Annotated in this window: 14 protein-coding genes; 6 read left to right on the forward strand and 8 right to left on the reverse strand. The window is 51.2% G+C overall.

The genetic code is table 11. From position 1 onward, the window contains the following. Positions 1-156: 156 nt before the first annotated feature. The gene (locus SH451x_RS20590; RefSeq protein ID WP_479358995.1) at positions 157-1,599 is read left to right on the forward strand and encodes a hypothetical protein; all 1,443 of its coding nucleotides are present in this window, start codon (positions 157-159) and stop codon (positions 1,597-1,599) included. A 22-nt stretch (positions 1,600-1,621) separates the two neighbouring features. Here the strand turns inward: SH451x_RS20590 and SH451x_RS20595 are convergent, their stop codons facing one another. The 4 genes from SH451x_RS20595 to SH451x_RS20610 are packed head-to-tail and all read right to left on the reverse strand — an operon-like array spanning position 1,622 to position 4,162. Beyond that, complete coding sequence (locus SH451x_RS20595) at positions 1,622-2,053, reverse strand: 6-pyruvoyl trahydropterin synthase family protein (RefSeq protein ID WP_479358996.1); 432 nt, start codon at positions 2,051-2,053, stop codon at positions 1,622-1,624. A gap of 7 nt (positions 2,054-2,060) precedes the next feature. Then, positions 2,061-2,438 carry a nucleotide pyrophosphohydrolase gene (locus tag SH451x_RS20600; RefSeq protein WP_479358997.1) on the reverse strand — a complete coding sequence of 126 codons (378 nt, stop codon included), beginning with the start codon at positions 2,436-2,438 and terminating at the stop codon, positions 2,061-2,063. 33 nt (positions 2,439-2,471) lie between these two features. Then, positions 2,472-3,419 (reverse strand): ribose-phosphate diphosphokinase, encoded by a 948-nt coding sequence (locus tag SH451x_RS20605; protein ID WP_479358998.1) that lies wholly within the window; start codon positions 3,417-3,419, stop codon positions 2,472-2,474. Next, positions 3,407-4,162 (reverse strand): NTP transferase domain-containing protein, encoded by a 756-nt coding sequence (locus SH451x_RS20610; protein ID WP_479358999.1) that lies wholly within the window; start codon positions 4,160-4,162, stop codon positions 3,407-3,409. The genes SH451x_RS20605 and SH451x_RS20610 overlap by 13 nt, the downstream gene beginning before the upstream one ends. A gap of 265 nt (positions 4,163-4,427) precedes the next feature. On the opposite strand from SH451x_RS20610, the gene SH451x_RS20615 reads away from it, so the two are divergent. Beyond that, complete coding sequence (locus SH451x_RS20615) at positions 4,428-4,610, forward strand: DUF6800 family protein (RefSeq protein ID WP_479359000.1); 183 nt, start codon at positions 4,428-4,430, stop codon at positions 4,608-4,610. A 33-nt stretch (positions 4,611-4,643) separates the two neighbouring features. Here the strand turns inward: SH451x_RS20615 and SH451x_RS20620 are convergent, their stop codons facing one another. Beyond that, positions 4,644-6,176 carry a hypothetical protein gene (locus SH451x_RS20620; protein ID WP_479359001.1) on the reverse strand — a complete coding sequence of 511 codons (1,533 nt, stop codon included), beginning with the start codon at positions 6,174-6,176 and terminating at the stop codon, positions 4,644-4,646. A gap of 267 nt (positions 6,177-6,443) precedes the next feature. On the opposite strand from SH451x_RS20620, the gene SH451x_RS20625 reads away from it, so the two are divergent. Both SH451x_RS20625 and SH451x_RS20630 read left to right on the forward strand, forming a co-directional pair. Next, positions 6,444-7,931: a DUF1598 domain-containing protein gene (locus SH451x_RS20625; RefSeq protein ID WP_479359003.1), complete on the forward strand. Its 1,488-nt coding sequence runs from the start codon at positions 6,444-6,446 to the stop codon at positions 7,929-7,931. A gap of 249 nt (positions 7,932-8,180) precedes the next feature. Further along, on the forward strand, positions 8,181-8,492 hold the full coding sequence (locus tag SH451x_RS20630; protein ID WP_479359004.1) for a hypothetical protein: 312 nt from the start codon (positions 8,181-8,183) through the stop codon (positions 8,490-8,492). A 271-nt stretch (positions 8,493-8,763) separates the two neighbouring features. Here the strand turns inward: SH451x_RS20630 and SH451x_RS20635 are convergent, their stop codons facing one another. Next, entirely contained in the window at positions 8,764-10,323 is a 1,560-nt protein-coding gene (locus SH451x_RS20635; RefSeq protein WP_479359005.1) for an outer membrane protein assembly factor BamB family protein, read from the reverse strand. A 220-nt stretch (positions 10,324-10,543) separates the two neighbouring features. Further along, the gene (locus tag SH451x_RS20640) at positions 10,544-12,037 is read right to left on the reverse strand and encodes a hypothetical protein (RefSeq protein WP_479359006.1); all 1,494 of its coding nucleotides are present in this window, start codon (positions 12,035-12,037) and stop codon (positions 10,544-10,546) included. A gap of 212 nt (positions 12,038-12,249) precedes the next feature. Here SH451x_RS20640 and SH451x_RS20645 point away from each other — a divergent pair, with 212 nt between their 5' ends. After that, complete coding sequence (locus SH451x_RS20645) at positions 12,250-12,597, forward strand: RidA family protein (RefSeq protein WP_479359008.1); 348 nt, start codon at positions 12,250-12,252, stop codon at positions 12,595-12,597. Positions 12,598-12,609: 12 nt separating this feature from the next. On the opposite strand, the gene SH451x_RS20650 is transcribed toward SH451x_RS20645, so the two are convergent. Then, positions 12,610-14,322: an NADPH-dependent assimilatory sulfite reductase hemoprotein subunit gene (locus SH451x_RS20650; RefSeq protein ID WP_479359010.1), complete on the reverse strand. Its 1,713-nt coding sequence runs from the start codon at positions 14,320-14,322 to the stop codon at positions 12,610-12,612. 307 nt (positions 14,323-14,629) lie between these two features. On the opposite strand from SH451x_RS20650, the gene SH451x_RS20655 reads away from it, so the two are divergent. Then, positions 14,630-15,502 (forward strand): bifunctional 5,10-methylenetetrahydrofolate dehydrogenase/5,10-methenyltetrahydrofolate cyclohydrolase, encoded by an 873-nt coding sequence (locus SH451x_RS20655; protein ID WP_479359012.1) that lies wholly within the window; start codon positions 14,630-14,632, stop codon positions 15,500-15,502. The last annotated feature ends 30 nt before the right edge of the window (positions 15,503-15,532 follow it).

Genomic DNA, 15,532 nt, shown 5'->3' on the forward strand with positions numbered 1-15,532 from the left:
CTTCGAAGATGCCTTTGTGGGTTAACCCTGCTTTCTGTTTTTGGCTTGCAATTAAAAGCTCAAGAGAGTCAAGAGGCACGAAATCCTTGGCTTCGGCCATTCTCGGAAAAAAGCATTTGGAATACCTCGATCGGGCAAGATGCCGTTCTTAAGCCAGTGTCATTTCCTGGTTTACAAGCTATTGATCCTGAGCACGAGTTTATCTATGAAGTCACTGGGCCAGTGTTTCGGCGAGCGGTCTACCAGTTTCGAAGCTGGCGTCAACGTACTGCAACGACCAATCAAATTGGTGAAATCCCGATCTCCGATTTTCTCATGGGGTCAAAGCCTTCGGATCCATATCATCCCAACGCTTGCGCAGCGTTGCTACTAAATGATCGGCAGTCCGTCCAAAATTTGACTGCGTTCTCGCGTTTCAGCAACGCTAGCGCAGTCTATTGCTCGTCAATGTCGGAATGGAATCTTTTTGAGGGAGACGGTTTGGATGATGGGCGCGTTGCGTCGGGTATGTCGATTTTGGGAGGCGCGATCCGAGTGGATGGCGAAAACGACCTGAAGAGGATTCCGCATGCGGTAAAAATGACGGTAAATACGAAGTGGCTTTACAAGAACGCCGATGGGTTTCAGTGGCCAGCGATTCGAACCGGCGTTCTTGCCGCCACAAAATACAAAGGACAAGATGAATCGCTCAAAATGGGCGCTTTACTCACATTGCCAAAAGACTTTAAGGAGAAGATTGGGGATCTCAAAACGACGTTTGCTAGATCACTAGCTACCGCGATCTACGAATATGGCATTTATATTGTGGACGAATCTACAACCGACGCCATCGGAATTTGCATGACCCGGGAAGCGGAACAAGCTGTTGCTGGACTTTCAGATCTTCCTGACGACGAATCGGTTGATAGTTTTCATGCACCGCTTTTGCAAGAAGAACTCCTGTCCATCTTTGGGAATCTGCATGTCGTTACTGATAATACGCCGGAGAGTATTGGAGGAAGCGGAGAACGCAGAACTGTGCCCGAGCTTTCTAAACCTATCGCAAAAGAAGATTTCCTAGTGGATACTGGAAATTATATTCCGATATACAACGGTTCTATGACGGATGGGTTTACAATGCCCGACGAATGGAAATCGATCCTTCCTGACCGGATGCTGGTTAAAACAAAACGCGACTTGCAAGAGTTCTACTCGCCACCCGCATCGTTGTGGCTGAAAAGCATAGAGTCCAAAGAGCATGCATCTGTAACGCAGTACAGCGTCTTCAACTCGCAACGATCGATTTCAATTTCCGCAGTCATCCGTGTCAAAGGGCAAGCGAAGGCTCAACTGCGAGCAAAGACAGGTTATCGGAACACGAATGTTCATGTAGACGAGTTGATCGGTGAAGTGGACCAACTGGAGACAGTGAATGCCGAGACTAACGGCGAATGGATCCCAATACACAAGGAGATAAACTTTGAAGATCGCATTCGCGGTATGCGATTTGAATTTTCCATCGAAGGAGATGGGGAAGCCTGGCTGGACGATGTAGTTGCCGTCTGGAGCAGTGATCTTCCGCCTGGCGAATTACCGAGAAAACTAGACGGACGTCGCTAAAGCTACTCTTTCAGATACACGTCTATTTGAGAAGCGAAGCTTCTGCGTAAGACTCGTCCGTTTCCCAGATTCTTACGGCGACAGCGTTTCCACCAGTGCCGGCTAGGATTTCAGGGCAAACTTGTTCTAACAAGTACTTGGCCAGATTTTCAGCGGTCGGGTTGTACGGCAACAAGTAGTAACGCGAGGGAGTGACTTGTTTCAGCACATCAATTGCATTGGCGTCTTTATCCCAGACGACAAAACTATGGTCCCAGTTTGAATCGAGCCAGCCTTTGCACTTCGCTTTCAGTTCTGCAAAATCAATAACTCGACCGACGGCATCTTGCGCATCACCAGCCACTATAAATTCTGCTACATAGTTATGGCCGTGAAAATGCTCGCACTTCCCACCGTGGCCCAACAAACGGTGCCCAGCACAAAACTTGATCCGACGCATGATCGTTAGATTCATATCTTCTCTATTTCAATTTGGAGTTATTCTGGTGTCTTTGGCTGTCACGGCTGGTCTTCTTTTGTAGATTCTTGTCAATGGCTTCGGTTAGATTCACGCCGGTTTGATTGGCTAGACAGACAACGACAAAAAGGACATCAGCCAGTTCGTCCGCAATTTCAGTTCGTTCAGCATCCTGTTTCCAACTCTGCTCGCCATAAGTCCGAGAGATTACACGAGCTAGTTCCCCGACTTCTTCGGTTAGCTGCGCCAGATTGCTCAGCTCAGAAAAGTATCGAACGCCGACCGATTTGATCCAGTTGTCGACGTTACTTTGCAACTGGTCTAGCGATAGCTGTTGACTAGCAGGGGCGGCTGCGAAGGCCGGTTGTTTCGGCTGGTTCATGAAACGATGTCGAGCTGTTTGGGCGACGGTTTACTAATTGCCAAACATTTGGGAAATGGATTTGTTGGAGTGGATTCGGCGAATCGCCTCGGCCAGCAAGGGTGCAACCGACAAGACATGAATCGTATCAATCGTTTTATCGGGCGGCAGGGGAATGGTATTTGTAATAACCACACTATCGACTTCTGTTTGACTGATCGTTTGAATTGCTTGACCACATAAAACACCGTGGGTTGCGGCCAAGTGGATTTCTTTAGTGCCCGCTTTGCGAACTAACTTTGCGGCTCCACAGATCGATCCGGCCGTGCTGATCATATCATCGAACATTAGACAAATTTTGCCTTCGACGGGTCCACCGATAATGTTTTTCTGTTGCGTTTCAAAGGCATTCTGGCGACGTTTGTCGACAATCGCCAACGTCCCGCCCAATCGTTTCGAGTGCCCGCTTGCGCGTTTGATGCTACCTTCGTCAGGGCTAACAACGACCAGTTCCGATGTAGGAATGTCGAGACTCTTGAAGTAGGCGTTCAATACAGGGGCGGCTGTCAAATGGTCCACGGGAACGTCAAAGAACCCTTGAATTTGCGGTGCATGCAGGTCCATCGTTAGCACGCGATCGGCGCCAGCACGAGTAATAATGTTCGCAACTAATTTCGCCGTAATCGGTACTCGCCCCTCGTCTTTTCGATCTTGCCGGGCATAACCATAGTATGGAATCACGGCCGTAACGCGTGCGGCGCTGGCGCGTTTGCACGAATCGATCATAATCAACAATTCGAGCAAATTATCATTCACGGGTGGGCACGTAGGCTGCACGAGGTAGACGTCGCGTCCACGAACGTCGTCTTCGATTTTGCAAAAGTTCTCCCCGTCAGGAAATTTCCCGAGGGCAATGGAGCCCAGTTGAAGGTGCAAAAAGTCACAGATGTCACGAGCAAGTGCAGGATTTGCTCGACCAGAAAAGATTTTTAGTTCTTGCATTTATAGCCCATCTCTTGCATTCGGTCTTCAACCAAAGCAAGCTCTGCTACGGTGTTGATACTTAGTGATTCGCAAGGTTGCAAAACACTTTCGGCTTGCACTAAATCGCCAGCAGATTTGAGGATTCTTGGACAGTCGGTCAAGTAATACTCCTTTTGTGCATTGTCGTTCGTCAGCTGGCTTAGAGCCCATTTTAGTCGATCGGCGTCGAACAAGTAGGTGCTCATATTGACTTCTCTGACTTGCCGCTGCAGCTCCGTCGCATCCTTTTGTTCTACGATCGCTTCGAAATCGCCTGTTTCGTTTCGAATTATGCGGCCAAGGCCTTCTGGATCGTCTTTTTCCAACGTTCCCAACAGACAACTCGGTTTATTTTGCGCAAACAACTCTAAGAGCTTTTGCAGAGAACCCGGTTGAACCAACGGCGAATCTCCAGCCAAGATAAACACCGGCCCGCTTTCTCCTTGCAGGTCGTCGCTGCAACAAGCGACGGCGTGCCCCGTCCCAAGCTGCTGGTCTTGAACGACAAAGGAAATATTGTTGCGCTCCGCCAGTTCTTCTCGTACGCTCTCGCCCCGATAGCCGACCACGACAATTGAACGCCTAACTCCCACCTCTTCCAGTGCATCGATAACCCAGTGGATCATGGCTCGGCCCAGCACTGGGAACAGGACTTTCGGAAGATCGCTCTTCATCCTTGTTCCTTTGCCGGCAGCCAAAACAATTGCGATAGGGTTGGACATTAAATCGAATACAGATTGAAGTGGAACGGGCTAAGAAGTCGACAGTTTGGCATGATCATCCCTGTTCGCCAAGTATCGAAATCAAACTATCGATTCGGCCACGAAGCGAAAATTCGCGACGTTGACGGTTTTCGCGACGGACGCTAAGCTTTCAGCCCTCGCTAAAAGGGCAAATTTTCGTTTAGCGACGATCGGTCGCTGACAGCGCTCCCGCCGGTGGTGACGCTCCGTCAGTTACTAGCTTAATTAATCTCGGAATTATTTGATGGCAGGTTCAGAACGAAAAAGAGAATTGCGACGCCGTCGCAGTCGAAGCAAAAAATTGGCCACACTCAAGGTGAAGGCGGTCAAAGCGACGAAGAGCGAAAAAGAAGTCATCGCCGCTAAACTTCGAAAGATTACCCCGGGCGCAACCCAAGTAATCGAAGCTTGGCAGTTGAAGGGTTAAGCAAAAGCTTTAACCGTCGACTAAACTCTTGGCTCAGTACCCAAAGCCAGCTCTGATTACAAAGCTGTCTTCGATGTCGGTGCTGTCTTCTGGCCTGATGCGGTAAATGAGCTCTCGATTGAAAGAATATCCGGCCTCAATGAATGCGGTTCGCTGACCAGCACGCATCGCGTCGTTCTTGCCGAATTCTAGGCCCAGCATGATCCGCAAGTCGTTGATATCGACTTCGTCTTCCGCCCCATCTGCGCGAGTGATCGTCCACGTCCCGCCGCCGAAGTAGCCGGTTGCATACCACCAAGTGTCTGTGCGGCCAACGGTCGCGAGATAGTGAGCTAGTTTCGGTTCGGGGAAAAACAGATCAAATCGCGTGTCGGGATTAGGAGTCCAAATGACGCCACCGGCAGGGACCAATTTGATCCGATTGCGGTCGACCCAATAAACGCCCAGTTTCCCAGTCGCGGTGGGAGTTAATCGAACTCGGCCAATCAATTTTCCGAGAATACGTAAACTCTCGCTGTTGAAGGTCTCGTAGTCGGTGAAAACCCCGATGCGAATCCCCGTTTCCAGGCCAAATGTGCGTATGGGATCCGAATCCCAACCGACATCTAGGAATGCGCTATAAGCCGCCCCCGGCAAGTCCGCGGTCGGAGAGGAAGGGCCTTCCCAAAGGTGGCTCGAAAAAGAGGGCACCAAGTAGAGCGGCTGCGTCGAACCCAGAAAGCTTGGGATCGCGAATGCAAGTGACGCTTCGGTATCGTTGATTTCCAAGGTCTGGGCCTGTGGCGCGTCCGACGGGTCCCCTCCGGCAATCCAGGTGTGTCGCAAACGCGGCCCCTGAAAGAAGCGAATCACTTGTTGTGACGGATTCTGGAAAAGAGTGCCGTTGGGGTTATTAAACCAACCGCTGCCAAGTCGCCAATTGTTTCCGTTTAGCCATGAATCGGGAAATATGCTGTTGGAAGAACCTAACGCAGGATTTGCCCCAAACGGGTTTTGTATGCCTGAATTGCCAGGAAAAAGGGCAGGGGGAGCACTATTGGGATAAATAGCCGCAGGGTTCTGCGCATTCAAACCATAATTCCAAGGCTCGTTGAGCGCTGGATTAGTTCCGAATGGCGAGTTCAAACCAGGCTGCCCCAAGGGCGTTACTGTCGCGGGCCCGTAAATCGTCGTTGGTACGTTAGGAAGCGTCGGGTTGACGCCGCCCACACCCGTGCTTGGCCAGCCAGTTGCATTGGGCAAAACTTGATTGCCATATTGCACACCTGGAGCAGTCGTTGGTGTTAAGACGCCGGTTGCATTCCACCCTGCGCTGGCTGGTGGAGCCGGCGGGAACAATTGGTTGGCCGGCTGCGGAGTCGTCGGCCATGGATTTCCAGATGATGAGGTGGACGGAAACTGGACTTGTTGAGCCACGCCGCCTGCCGCAAAAACACTTACCGTTGCTAACACTACGATCAAGTTGATCAACATTGACCAATGTTGTTTTGCTCCAACAGGCCTTCTCCTGGCGACAGAGAGTTCCTGCCGCACTTGCATTTTGACGTTCGAATTGCGACTGATCATCAACATATTCGATGGCGGCGAGGATACCTGAGTAGATAAGATCTGCGGAAGATTCAACGAACGCTCGAAATTGCTATCAATGCAGAACAAACAGCTGTGACTGTTCAGCTGATATCGGCGTCGTGTTGGTGCGGTCAAGCCGACTTTAACAATTTCCGTGATTATCCCGCAAATTCGGATATAATCTAAAAGTATCTGGGTAAAGATGCTCCAACCGCGTGTGTTGGGATCGATTTTGTTGCATGGCTGTCAAACGGCAACTATTGTATGACTGTGGCTGTGTGGGCAAATGGTCTGTTGATGCCTAGACATGTTGTAAAATCTGACTTGAACACCGATCAAAATCCTAGAGAGAATCCGGGCGAGGATTGTATGGCCAGGGTAGCCAATTCATTATTTCGAACAATTTGGTTTGCGTCCCTCGTGTTTGCAGTGCCAGCAGGAGCTGCGTTCGCGCAGTCAGGCAACCTAGCGAACACTGGGGTGGCTGGCGTCGACATCGATGCAGACAACGTGCTGCGAGTTCGCGAAACCGACGTACGGCTTCGTAAAATGCAGCTTCAAGCTGCGTTGAAAGCCAATCGTGGGCAGGTACAAACCAGCCCGATGCGGAAAGTGTCGCTGAATCGCTACGAAAAAGCAGTCGCAAATGCGGTTGAAACCGGAAGTGGTTTCGACCAAATGATCGCCTCCGTGGCTGGATTGACGCGAATCGAATACGTCATTTACCTTCCAGGCTCCAAGGACATCGTATTTGCTGGTCCAGCTGAGGAAATCATCATCGACTCTGACGGACGGCCTGTTGGCATGAAGTCAGGTAGTCCGGCATTACGTTTGGACGATCTAGTTGTCGCTTTGCGAGCGTTCCGCCCAGGCAGCAACGGGCCAGCTTTTATCAACTGCTCGATTGATCCAACTCAAGAAGGCCTTGCCGGAATGCAGGCCTATTTGAATCAATTCGGTGGAAATCTTCCAGCAAACCTGAACGGCGATGCCTATGCGCTTGGTATGAAACAAGCCCTCGGAATGCAAAATGTCTCAATCGACGGCATCCCAGCCTCCACACGATTCGCTCAAACGCTCGTCGAAGCCGATTACCGTATGAAACTCATCGGTATCGGCCTTGAGCAACCGCCAGTTCGCATGCGAAGCTGGGTTGAGCGTGCATCACCGACTTCAAAGGCAAACAGTTCTTTACAGCGTTGGTTTTTCGTCGCTGATTATGAATCCGTTAAGGTGAGCCCTGACGGGATGGTGCTTCAGCTATCCGGTCAAGGCGTCAAGCTTATTGGCGAAAGCGAGCGAGTTGACCGAGAGGGAAATCGAAAGGCATCCGGCAAAGCAGGGGATCCAGCTAGCCAAGGGTACACGCAGGATTTTACCGCGAAGTTCGACGAAATCGCAGCTTCGACGCCTGTTTTCTATGAAATGCGAAACTTGTTCGACTTGACCGTCGCCGCCGCCTATGTTCGCAGCCAAGACATGTACACTGCTGCTGGGTGGGACCTAGGAATTTTCGGTCGTGAAGACGCTTTGCCTGTAGAAGTTGCTTCGGTCCCGAAACAAGTCGAAACCGCAGTTAACGCCATTTGGAAGGGCAATCGCCTGATGACGCCAATCGGCGGTGGAGTACAAATCTCTACACGCGATGTGCTAACGGATGACATGCTTGAGGAATCGAGCGAGCTCGCGACGACGCAAGAGAATGCGTCGGCACCGGCTGATCTTGCTGCAAACCAATGGTGGTGGGATTGATTTAGATCCTAAATCTCTACGGTAGACACAACATCAAGCCCCGCTCACCAGCGGGGCTTTTTTCGTTGAAGCCCGCGCTCGAGAACTGGCCATCAACCTGAAAATCTCCCGCAATCATCAAAGTCAGCCTAAACCTCCGCATGATCCTCCGCCGATAAAAGCGATATGGCATATTTAGCCTTCTTGGTGTGCCGTCGCTCCAGCCGTTCTCGCTTCCTACTTTCGTCCTCAACTGGACAGCACGACATTATGCGATACCTGATATTGATCGGAATGCTTGGCATCGGCAACTTGTCTGGATGCGCCTTGTGCTGTTCACCTTTCGACGGAGACTACGTGACATATGGCACTAGAGACCCACGTCTGAATATGAAGCACGGCCGCTCTGGTTCGCCATTTAGCGATCCTGCTTACGCAACTCCTATGGTCGAGGGCTATCACGATGAAGTCGAATATGCAGAGTCTTTCAGCGAAGACTACCAGCACCTTCAAGAACCCCTAGTGGATGACGAAGTTTATTTTGAAGATGTCCCAGAAACTGGATTGAACGTCGGCCATTAGCAAACCGCCAGACTGGACGACAGATCGCGTTTGGAAAGATCGTTAGACGTTAACGGAACCAACCAGCGATAAAGGCTGGTTTTGACTCGCAATCCAGCGACTAGATGAAACCTGCAGAAGCATTCCTTCGTCGCACCGCCCAGGCTTTTCGTCTCCCAGCGTCGTATCACGCGGTGTTAAACGTTCAGGCTCAGGGGACAGGAGCCAAATGTGCAACGCAAGGCTCCTGCGATCTTGATTGAAGCAACGTCCCTCAAGAGCCTTCTACTCACTAACCGCCAAACGGGTTGTCCGCATCGGCTCCAAAAGGGCTCGCTGTCGGATCTGAGCCGCCGAACGGATTATCGCCGCCAAATGGGTCAACTCCAGGCAAAGCATCGCTACCATCGGTTTCGATCTCTTCACCGAGGACATCTTGTTCCTGCGAATCGCCCTCAACAGGCGGAGCGTCCGTCTCCGGAGCAGCTCCACGCATCACCGCCACGCTAGGCGTAAAGATTGGCAATGCATGATCAGGCTCTCTCAGACACATGATCTTCCCATTGTTGGATCGCAGATAGATTCGATCGCTATATTCATTTGGAATCGCCCGAGCAAGAGTTCGGCCCAGACGCGCATTCTGCGAGCCATCAGCTAATGACAACGATACAATGCCGCCAGCAAAATCTTGCATGTAGACGTTCTTGTCCGTAATGGCAATTCCTACTGCAACGCCAGGCACAAGCGTATCCCACAGGAACGTGCCTGTTTTTACGTCCAGTGCAATGACCTTCCCGGTCGAAGAGACAATGACCGCTGTCTGGCCGTTGCAGACTGGTCGGCGGAAAACGTCGGTACCGCAATTAAATCGCCACTCGAGATTTTGCTCGCGCCCATAATTTAGTTTTAAAACGGTACCGTCCGTGGAAGTCACCAGCATGCCATCTTGTAACACGACTGGCGGCGACTGGATATCGCTCAGCATCTGCAAGCGACTCCACAAATCCGGGTTGGCGCCCATGCGGACGGTGTAGAGGTAGTTGCCGACTGGAAAAGCCAAGAATTCGCGACTAGCAGAAACAACTGGATTTACTGTCAGTGCGCCAGTAAATCGCAAGGCGGCATCACCCAGATACGAATCTGTCGCGGGATAGGCAACGATGTTGCCATCCGACATCGGTACGTAGACCTTATCACCTATTGCCTGAGGTAGTGAAGACGCACTGCTTTTCAGCTCCCTCTTGTTCAAAACATTTCCGTTGGCTTTGTCTAAAATGTATAAGTTGACGCCGTTTACGACTGCAACTAATTGATCATCAATCGCAGGCCCGACAGTCGGATATCGAATATCGCCAACCGATGTGCTCCAAATCTGCACTCCGTTTTCCGCGTCGAATAGCTGAACTCCTCCAGAATGCGATACGGCACAGAGATTGGTTTTTGGATTAACGGTCTCTTCGGCAATCAGTTCCCGACCAAGAGTCTTGTACTGGGAAATGATGGTGTCAGCGACTTTCCGTGCCCCTTCGATGCCCAGCGGTGCAATTTTGTCGCCCTTGTTGGCGTCGTAGAATCCATATCGCGCAAATTCTACGTTTTTCTGATTGGCATCGATTCTCGCGACAACTCGGCTCTTTGTACGCAGCGTGATATATGCGTCTTCGGCTGTCGAGTCTGGCCACAATCGCGCCGACGGGTCGCCAATGTAGGAATCAAACCGTTCTGCTGTAGCAATCCAGTGGATCTTTAGGCCCAGCATTTCCGCTTCCGTCTCGGTTGGCAGCTGATCCTGCGCAAATCCAAACGAAGTCGTAGCAAGTGCAATCGTTAAAACCGACACGATGCGAATCATCGTCAAACCTGTTAGTTCAGTTCACGGAAAAAAACATAGACATGCAATTTGGAAAATGCAGCCACTCTCACAAATTGTAGTTGGAAACCTAGCAAGAATCGAATACGTGCTGCCAAAATCGCCAAACAACCGCCTCAACGAGTCGGATTATCGCACTAATTAGCGGTAATCGGCAGCAAGTCTGCGATACGTCCCGCCTTAGGCAACATCAACAGTACGTTCAATCTAGGTCGGAGCGACTACTTTCGCTTTGATAAACCGCCAAAGTTGATTCGAAAAGATCACTTGGAATCACAAACTGCGGTTCACCGGCGCGCGAACGTTTGCAATTTTCGACGACCAAACGGAAGAGAAATCGAAACAGTGATCGCGGCGTTCGCAACGACTGCATGGCGGAAATCAATCGCGGATCGGATATCGCAGGATCAATCATTTGTCGCAATGTTGGCTTTGCGCTGTCCACAGCACAAGCAGCCATCCTCGCCGAAACTAGCTCGTACAATGCTTCCCCGGTCCAATCAAAGTTTCGTACCACATTTTGCTTATCAAGCCGCGCTCGCTCGTTGAATTCCCGAGATTCTCGATCCATGTAATACTGCAGATCGCTCGGTAAAAGCATTTTCAACCCAAGGCCGGTGTGCTTTAGCAGCTTGTTGTCCATCAAGGGCCACATCAAATCTTTCATGCGCTCGGGGCGACCATTCACGAATTCTGGTTCGTCCACACGGTCGATCAGCACAATTAAGCCGTTGAACTTGAGCGATCGGAGCAGCGATTGAAGTTTCTCGAGCATCGCATAGCGATCATCCGTCCGCATCGCAGTTGGCAAAGGCTGCGCAGCGAGCTCTTCCGAGGGGATTTGCATCAATGCCCGCTGCAGGGAGCGAGTTTCCCGACGTCCAACTCGGACAACAGAAGTCACCTTGCGGGCTAGCATGTAATGCCGCGCAAGGCGCGCGAGGTAATAGATCCAACCAGCAAAAACTAAGATTACACCTAAGATAATCGCATTCCTGGGGGAGAGAATATCCGATCGCCCCAAAGCCGTGCAAACAGGGATAGCAACGATTGTAACGATCATTCCGATTACCCAACTGCGCCATGCGCTCAAGTTTGAGTAGCGCAGCTTCCTTCGCAACCCATTCCAGCGATTTAAAAAAGTCCCCTGACGGGATTGGTCGTAGCACGCCGCTAAAAGAAGCAAATCCCGACGTTGCGCTCGGTCCAACTCGGCAATCGCTTTGGGTTCAATATGATTGTTGCTGGTATCCGAACCGTTCTGCTCGAGCGCCGAATCAACAACTGCAGTTACGGCTTCACAGAGGATTGCGTCCATATGATCCCACAGACGAATCGCCTGCAGGACTTTCTCGGGATTGCTCCCGATCCGACGCGGCTGGGCTTCTTGAAAAGGCCCGAGGTAACGGTTGAAATCGTCGTACTCAACAAAGAAGACCTTCTTGTCGGTATCCGTGTCGTTATGCTGCTTCAAATGGCGAATCAATTGCAGCCGCATGGCCGTTTTGCCAGAGCCTTTTGCTCCCAAGACAATCGCAGTCGCGGGTTCTGTGGGATCGCCGTAAACTTTGCTCCACGCAGGATGGAATGCTTCCGTAATGCAGTGCGTTTTGAAGACAGCATCAGTCTGCGCGTCTTCGTCGGAAAAAGGGTTTCGCGTCAGTTGATGGTGATTCAAGAATTCTTGTTCGGTCATTCTGCGTTCATCATGGAGTCTGAGTTCAGCGCGCATCAAAGCGAGTCGCTACCAATACGTAGCACAGCATATTCCACCGAGTTGTTTAGTTGATCAATGCTGGGTATTTTTTTGCAGAATTCACCCTGACAACAACGCAATCCTAGCTGGTGCCAAAAATTCGTCGACGGTCCCGCGTAACGCAAACCCTTTTTTCCGCAAATGGATAACTGATGAACAAAATTCTACGAGTCGGCGAGTCGGGCCGCTGGTCCGATGCGGTGATTTACAACGGAATCGCGCGTTGGGTCGAAGTTCCTGACGATTCGACTGGGGACACTTCGGACCAAATCCGCCAAGTACTAAACCAGATTGCAGCGACTGCCGCCAGAGTCGGGAGCGATTGCAGCCGAATTTTGCAGGTTACGATCTACCTGGCCGATTTGAGTGACGTCGCAGAGCTCAATCTGCTTTGGGACCCTTGGGTACCCAAAGGCCACGCCCCAGTCCGCGCATGCGTGCAAGCCGGACTGCAGGGTAACTATCGCGTGGAGATGGTGATCGAAGCGGCGATTGCGTGACGCGACTAAACATCAAGCACAACCAGAAACCGCACTTGAGAGACTTAGCAGACGCTCATTGCCCAAACGGGTACAAAAATCGCCAAAACTCTCATCCGGCTGACGCTGGTCTTTGAAGGCCACAAACAGCGGCTTCAAGGTCGGTACCAGTTCTTCAAGCGGAACTAAGTCTTTGTGGATAAAGGCAAGCCGAGTTCCTATTCTGGTACCGCCGACAAACAACGTGTACTTGCCTTTCGCTTTACCGACCATGGCAATATCGGCGTTGTAAGGTCGTGCACATCCGTTAGGGCAGCCCGTCATGCGAACAGTGAACCGCTCCTTTTCAAGTCCCAAACTATCGAGCTCTTTTTCAAGATCATCAATCACGCTCGGCAGCACCCGTTCGCCTTCGGTAATGGCAAGGGAACAGGTTGGCAATGCCACACAAGCGATACTCCAACGGCGCACATTGCTGATCTCTTCGCTCAAGGGCAACTTATTGCCTTTGATGATTGCTTCCAGGCGATCTTTATCTTCGGGCCTGATGTTGCAAAATAAAACGCTTTGATGCGCTGTTAGCCTTATCTCAGGTTTTAGCTCGGTACAAATCTGACGTAAGGCCCGCTTCCACTGGCGATTGGCATCATCGTACAACCGGCCATTTTCCACGTTAAAGCCATAAAACCACAGGCCATCGCCCTGTTTATCCCAACCGATATGGTCGTTGTGCTCGGTGACATCATCCGAAGTACAATCCTGCAGCTTTTCACCAAAGTACTCTTCAACCTTGGTGCGAAACCATTCTACGCCCTTGTCTGCAATCAAATATTTCAGTCGACCGACTTTACGGTCAGCGCGGTTGCCAAAATCGCGTTGCACTTTGACGACGGCTTCCGCGACTCCAATCGCTTGCTCGGGTGAAACAAAAGCCATGCGACGCGCTAACATCGGCGCCGTCTTCTTATTGGCAGGTGTCGTTCCCAAGCCACCGCCGACCGTGACGTTATAGCCAATGACTTGCCCATCCCGGACAACAGCAATGAACCCAAGGCAATTGGTATAAACATCCACGCAGTTGTCATTTGGGATCGAAACAGCCGTCTTAAATTTACGTGGCAAGTAAACCTTGCCGTAAATCGGTTCCACTTCTTCATCGCTACCGCTAACCAGTTGCGATTCTCCCATCTCATCGTCAGTCAACCACAACTCGTGATAAGCCTTGGTACGCGGCGCTAAATGCATCGCAAGGTCAAAGGCCAGTTTCTGAATGACCGGACGAATCGAGTCTTTGTACGGAGCAGGGCAGGCCATTACGTTTCGATTGACGTCGCCACATGCCGCCAGCGTACTCAGGTTCACTTCATTGATCCGTGCAATACATTTCTTCAGATCCGATTTGATGATCCCGTGCAATTGAATTGCTTGCCGAGTAGTTATCTTGACTGTCGTGTTGCCAATTTCGTCAGCCAAATCCATGTGAGCTAACAACTGCTCAGATGTCATAATGCCGCCAGGAATGCGGCTACGCACCATGAAACTGTGGGCTTTCTGGCTTTTTCCGCCGTCGGTAGCCACGCGTTGCTCGCGGTCGTCCTGCTGGTACGTACCGTGAAACTTAAGGAGCTGGACGTCCCCCTTTTCGAATTTAGGGGAATCTTTCTGCAGTTCAGCCCCGATGGAGCCGCGCAGGTAATTGCTCACTACTTTGATGCCTTCAACAGGACTCAGCTTTTCTTCGGACATTCTCGAATTTTCTATTTTCTCAGGGCGTCGAGGTGAAAACTACCTCGTTCCTGTATATCGCTATCAGTTTATGACGTCATTGTCAACGCAATCGATACGTTTATCCGATTGCGCGACTTGCCAGCAAGAGCGTCCACCGCTCAAAAACGCGTCACTTTTCTCGAAGGAGACTACCTTCTAAACCGTTTTTCGCTGACTCTTTCAACGCAATTAGATTCGCTATGCGGCTCCACCCTAGCTCACTGGCAAAAAAACGCTTAACCTTCACGAACCCTCTGACAAACGTTCCCCCAAGACAGAAATGCCAATGACCGCAGTAATTTTAGACGGACGGAAGATAGCCGATCAGATACGCGAAGAAGTTGCCCGTGATGTCGCAGATTTTCTCGCAAAAACAGGCGTTCAACCAAAGCTAAATGCCATTCTGGTAGGAGATGACGCGGCGAGTCAAGTTTATGTTCGCAACAAAGAGCTAGCCTGCAAAAAGGCCGGAATTGCCGGTGACGTCATCCGCTTGCCCGAGAACACTTCGCAACAACAACTTCTCGACAAGATCGCCGAATTGAACGCAGACAAAACATGCCACGGCATTCTCGTCCAGCTTCCATTGCCCAAGTCGATCGATCCTCGCGTTGTCCTAGACGCCGTCTCGCCCGAAAAAGATGTCGACTGCTTCTCGCCTGTAAATGTAGGCCTCCTAAGCCAAGGACGCCCGCGGTTTTTGCCGTGCACTCCCCATGGCGTCCAACAGCTGCTAGGACGTTGCGACCTTCCCGTGCAAGGCAAACACGTTGTTGTCGTCGGCCGCAGCGATATCGTCGGAAAGCCAATCGCAATGATGCTCGCTCAATCGTCCGGCCCGTTTGGAACGTCGAACGCCAACGGAACGGTCACCGTTTGTCATTCGAAGACCGCCGACCTTGCGTCGATTACCCGTCAAGCCGACATTCTGATCGTAGCCATCGGACGTCCCAAAGCAGTCGACGGTTCCATGATAAAACCCGGCGCAGTCGTCATCGACGTGGGCATCAATCAAACTAAAGAAGGCCTGTGTGGCGACGTCGATTTTGAATCAGCACTATCTATCGCCAGCGCCATCACGCCAGTGCCGCGCGGCGTCGGTCCCTTGACCATCGCCATGTTATTGCGAAACACACTGATCGCAGCCCAGACGCAGTAGTCGTCAGGCAATTAAGCTTTTCAGGGGTCT

This window comes from Njordella aestuarii (assembly GCF_056494165.1).

What these genes read in the sequence shown, in the direction of transcription:
- SH451x_RS20595 (WP_479358996.1), bottom strand. Translation starts at nt 2,053, where the DNA reads ATGAATCTAACGATCATGCGTCGGATCAAGTTTTGTGCTGGGCACCGT.
- SH451x_RS20600 (WP_479358997.1), bottom strand. Translation starts at nt 2,438, where the DNA reads ATGAACCAGCCGAAACAACCGGCCTTCGCAGCCGCCCCTGCTAGTCAA.
- SH451x_RS20605 (WP_479358998.1), bottom strand. Translation starts at nt 3,419, where the DNA reads ATGCAAGAACTAAAAATCTTTTCTGGTCGAGCAAATCCTGCACTTGCT.
- SH451x_RS20610 (WP_479358999.1), bottom strand. Translation starts at nt 4,162, where the DNA reads ATGTCCAACCCTATCGCAATTGTTTTGGCTGCCGGCAAAGGAACAAGG.
- SH451x_RS20615 (WP_479359000.1), top strand. Translation starts at nt 4,428, where the DNA reads ATGGCAGGTTCAGAACGAAAAAGAGAATTGCGACGCCGTCGCAGTCGA.
- SH451x_RS20620 (WP_479359001.1), bottom strand. Translation starts at nt 6,176, where the DNA reads ATGATCAGTCGCAATTCGAACGTCAAAATGCAAGTGCGGCAGGAACTC.
- SH451x_RS20625 (WP_479359003.1), top strand. Translation starts at nt 6,444, where the DNA reads ATGACTGTGGCTGTGTGGGCAAATGGTCTGTTGATGCCTAGACATGTT.
- SH451x_RS20630 (WP_479359004.1), top strand. Translation starts at nt 8,181, where the DNA reads ATGCGATACCTGATATTGATCGGAATGCTTGGCATCGGCAACTTGTCT.
- SH451x_RS20635 (WP_479359005.1), bottom strand. Translation starts at nt 10,323, where the DNA reads ATGATTCGCATCGTGTCGGTTTTAACGATTGCACTTGCTACGACTTCG.
- SH451x_RS20640 (WP_479359006.1), bottom strand. Translation starts at nt 12,037, where the DNA reads ATGACCGAACAAGAATTCTTGAATCACCATCAACTGACGCGAAACCCT.
- SH451x_RS20645 (WP_479359008.1), top strand. Translation starts at nt 12,250, where the DNA reads ATGAACAAAATTCTACGAGTCGGCGAGTCGGGCCGCTGGTCCGATGCG.
- SH451x_RS20650 (WP_479359010.1), bottom strand. Translation starts at nt 14,322, where the DNA reads ATGTCCGAAGAAAAGCTGAGTCCTGTTGAAGGCATCAAAGTAGTGAGC.
- SH451x_RS20655 (WP_479359012.1), top strand. Translation starts at nt 14,630, where the DNA reads ATGACCGCAGTAATTTTAGACGGACGGAAGATAGCCGATCAGATACGC.